1 pseudogene is annotated in these 687 nt (G+C 44.0%); it reads right to left on the reverse strand.

The window, feature by feature from the left end:
* A pseudogene (locus tag PSE7429_RS23070) lies at positions 1 to 232 on the reverse strand (transposase); the annotation flags it as partial.
* Positions 233 to 687: the final 455 nt, after the last annotated feature.

Below are 687 nucleotides of genomic sequence, written 5' to 3' on the forward strand. Positions count from 1 at the left end.
CAGCACAAACCTGCTTACGCTGTTGCCAAGGGACAAAAGCAACCGAGTTTCTGACCATGTGGACAATGCATAATTGCACCTGAGTTTTAGGAAACACTGTTTCAAGTGCCTTAGGAAACCAAGTCAAACCATCAACACAAGCAATCAAGATATCTTTGACCCCACGGTTGTGAATTTCGGTGAGTACAGATAACCAGAATTTTGCCCCTTCATTCGGGGAAATCCACATACCCCACATTGGGTTTGCTATTGATGGTGGTAGTTACTGCTGCGAATCTTGATGACCGTAAGGGGCAACCATGCTTTTAAGAAAAATCAACCAAATTCGTGACCGTTTCCCCCGTCTATCAACGTATTTTGGTAGATCGTGGTTATAGGGGTAAAGCTTTCGTTCTGGCGATTCTGCATACTTTTACTGGTGCTTACAAGTGGTTGTTCCTCCTGTGGGGCAAAAGGCTTTGTTGTTCAACAAAAGCACTGGGTGGTTGAACGTACTTTTGCTTGGTTTTCTCGCTTTCGGCGTTTGACAAGAGAGTACGAACTTTTACCTGAAACTTCTGAGGCTTTTTCTATGTCGGCATGGCGTTGTTGCATAAAAGGGGGTTAGAAGGTAAATTAAGTATTAAGCAGGAGATGAGACCCCGAAAGATGACAGAGAAATATGAGATCCGCAACTGGTCAGAGTAT

The organism is Pseudanabaena biceps PCC 7429 (assembly GCF_000332215.1).
GTDB classification, from domain to species: Bacteria; Cyanobacteriota; Cyanobacteriia; order Pseudanabaenales; family Pseudanabaenaceae; genus Pseudanabaena; species Pseudanabaena biceps.